Origin of the sequence: Campylobacter sp. RKI_CA19_01128 (assembly GCF_025771175.1) — a bacterium.
In the GTDB taxonomy this organism is placed as follows: Bacteria; Campylobacterota; Campylobacteria; order Campylobacterales; family Campylobacteraceae; genus Campylobacter_D.
Genome location: NZ_JAKMPU010000024.1, coordinates 1 through 2,771 on the forward strand (window position 1 = coordinate 1; position 2,771 = coordinate 2,771).

Here is a 2,771-nt window from a genome sequence, read left to right on the forward strand (position 1 = left end):
ATAATCATCACAAAATAATATTTTATCTTAGTGCTTTTAATCTTCACATTGAAACAATAAAATAAGTATAAGAAATTAATTTAAATTGATTAAAATACAATATAATTATATTATATGATTTTGAGAAAGGAATTTCATGACTCTTATTATTGAAAATGTCAGTGAAGATTTTTTGCCTGCATTTAAAGGTTTAGCTAAAAGTATAAATGCTAAATGTAAAGTTTCTAAACCTAAACTAAGTAGTTTTGAAAATAAGATATTAAATGCAAGCAAAGAGCTTAGTAAGGAAAAAAAAGATAACACTGCATTAAGCTTTAATTCACATCAAGATTTTGTGAAAGCTTATCAAGATAGCAAAATATAAAATTTATTATCATAAAGATTTTATAAAAGCCTATAAAAAAATAAGCGACGAAGAGCGTAAAATAACAGATAAAGTTATTATAAAGCTTTCTAACGATGAAATTTTAGAACCAAAATATAAAGATCATCAATTAAAAGGTGCATTAAAAGATTTTAGAGAGTGTCATGTAAAGTCTAATTTATTATTGATTTATCAAAAACATGATGAAGAACTAGAGTTAAATGTTTTAAAACTAGGCAGTCATAGTAAATTATTTAAAAAATACTAAAAAGAAAGTAAAAAAGAAGTAGAGTCATTGCCTTGTCTGTTATCGCCTTGCGTGTAACGCAATGTGTTCGGTCAACACTCTACTTTATTTTTTGTATTAGTATTTTAACGCTAAATTCTTAAAAATTAATTAATGATACCTATTTTATCTTACAAAAAATATTTTTTATCTTACCAATATTAATTTTAAAGTTAAAATTAATAAGTTAAATTATAAAACAGAATAAATACTAATATATCAATATTTAATGCTTAAAAAAAGACTTTATAAAGGACTTTTGTGGGATATATAAAGCACCTTTAGGGGTGAAATAAAGCACTTTTTTGGTAGATTTTAAGCAAAAAATAATAAAAAAAGAAAAAATGGACTTTATAAAGGACATTTAGGGGATATATAAAGGACTTTTATGTGTAAAAAAATACGCTTAAAAAGCACTTAAAATAAACTTTATAAAGGACAAAAATGTAAAATATAAAAAACCCTTGTAAAATACTATAAAATAGGCATTTAAAAGCACTAAAAAACTTGATTTTTATTGTAAATTTTGGTATAATTTTAATATTAAATGTAAAGGAATTTAAATGTCAAATGAAATAAGATTAGAGAACATAAAAAGATTACAAAAAATTGCAAATGAGATTAATTTAATTTATCAGCAAATCAAAGATGAGAATGTATTAAAAACATTGCACGATGAAAATGCACAAAGATTTATTTTTGTTTCTCTAATTAAAATCAGTGAAAGCTTTAAAAAAAATCAAAGAAAGTGCTGATGATGAAATCTTATCTTTATTTGACAAAAAAGATTTAAAAAGAATAAATGATACTAGAAATTTCGCAGTTCACGATAATGAGGAAATTAGATTAAGTGCTGTTGCTAATGTAATTAAGTATGATTTATTTAGAGTTAAAAGAAGTATAAATATATATAGGAAAATTAGAAAATCAAAAACAAGAGGTTGAGATTATGGAAAATGTGGTAAGGAAAAAAGGAAATACAAATCCTTTTAAAGAGTTATTATATACACTATTACTTTTTGGTTCTATCGCTATGGTGTTTTGTTTTAATATTTTACATATTATTGATAATATTGATGGATATACAAAAATTATCTTATCTGTAAGTTGTGTTTTAATAGAATTGATATTTCTTTATTTTTATAAGGAAAATACTTCTGTGAAAATATTCGTATCTTTTTTTAATTCTATTTTTACCAATTAGAAATATTGTTCTTTACACTACTTCATACGATATTTATTATTTATTTTTATTATTCTTTGTTTTATTTTTTATCGGCGTTTTAGCAATTGAAATGCGCAGACTTAAAAAAGAAAAATATTTTAAACAAACCAACGAGGAATATGAAAACTACTACAAAGATGATAAATTTACCTTCATCGATGATGATCTTGCTCTGGTAAATGGGACAGGTATTTACGAGAGATAAAAAAGGAATTAAATTCCTTTTTTTATCGCCTAAGCCAAAATGTAATATTTTATCTGCGGTTTCCAACTTACCTCCAACTTCTTTATTAATATTTGAACCACTAGCAACTTCTTTAATATCTTTAGCATTTGGTATATTAGAATTACTTCTCATATCTTTTGCTCTAGAATTAACCTGTTCTTGATTTAGATTGTGATTTAGTAAAGTATTACCACCTACATTTGTAAATTCTTTATTTAAAGCATTAGGACTTGCTATTGTGTTTTCTCCTACATTACTACCTGCTCCATATTGAGAAGCATAATTTGAAATTGAAGCAGGATCATTTTTAATCATATCAGAAATTTGATTTCCTGCTTTTGCAAAGTAAGTGTTTTGCTCAGCAACACTAAGAGTATTAAAGTCTTTATTGTCTATTGTAGCTAAATCTCTAGCATAAGCATTTACAACATTATCCATATTATTTGAAGTAACTGCTTGAATAGCAGATTGAGTTTGACTGAAGCTATCTGCATACCCAACCATTTTAGCATAAGCAGTACTATCACTATTAGAAAGATTTTTACTCCATTCGCTACTTATATTATGATTTTTAGTAATGGAATCTTCCATTCTTGACATGAAAGAAAAAGTCAAACCAATACCAAGTGGAACTTGAGAAACTATATAGTCTTTACCTGTTACATTATCG

The 2,771-nt window shown here is 24.7% G+C and carries 4 protein-coding genes and 1 pseudogene; 4 read left to right on the plus strand and 1 reads right to left on the minus strand.

Annotation, left to right across the window (positions count from 1 at the left end):
* Positions 1 to 136: 136 nt before the first annotated feature.
* The 4 genes from L8U98_RS08060 to L8U98_RS08075 all read left to right on the plus strand — a co-directional run bounded on the left by L8U98_RS08060 (position 137) and on the right by L8U98_RS08075 (position 1,595).
* The gene (locus L8U98_RS08060) at positions 137 to 364 is read left to right on the plus strand and encodes a hypothetical protein (protein WP_263725509.1); all 228 of its coding nucleotides are present in this window, start codon (positions 137 to 139) and stop codon (positions 362 to 364) included.
* A complete protein-coding gene (locus L8U98_RS08065; RefSeq protein WP_263725510.1) occupies positions 351 to 632 on the plus strand; it encodes a type II toxin-antitoxin system YafQ family toxin in 282 nt (93 codons plus the stop codon). The genes L8U98_RS08060 and L8U98_RS08065 overlap by 14 nt, the downstream gene beginning before the upstream one ends.
* 581 nt (positions 633 to 1,213) lie before the next feature.
* Positions 1,214 to 1,405, plus strand: coding sequence for a hypothetical protein (locus L8U98_RS08070; protein WP_263737863.1), 192 nt, complete (start codon positions 1,214 to 1,216; stop codon positions 1,403 to 1,405).
* The gene (locus tag L8U98_RS08075) at positions 1,371 to 1,595 is read left to right on the plus strand and encodes a hypothetical protein (protein ID WP_263737864.1); all 225 of its coding nucleotides are present in this window, start codon (positions 1,371 to 1,373) and stop codon (positions 1,593 to 1,595) included. Before L8U98_RS08070 ends, L8U98_RS08075 begins: the two co-directional genes overlap by 35 nt.
* 338 nt (positions 1,596 to 1,933) lie before the next feature.
* Here L8U98_RS08075 and L8U98_RS08080 read toward each other — a convergent pair.
* Positions 1,934 to 2,771, minus strand: a pseudogene (locus L8U98_RS08080) (hypothetical protein); the annotation flags it as partial.

Coding starts and splice junctions, on each gene's coding strand:
- L8U98_RS08060 (WP_263725509.1), top strand. CDS start 137: ATGACTCTTATTATTGAAAATGTCAGTGAAGATTTTTTGCCTGCATTT.
- L8U98_RS08070 (WP_263737863.1), top strand. CDS start 1,214: ATGTCAAATGAAATAAGATTAGAGAACATAAAAAGATTACAAAAAATT.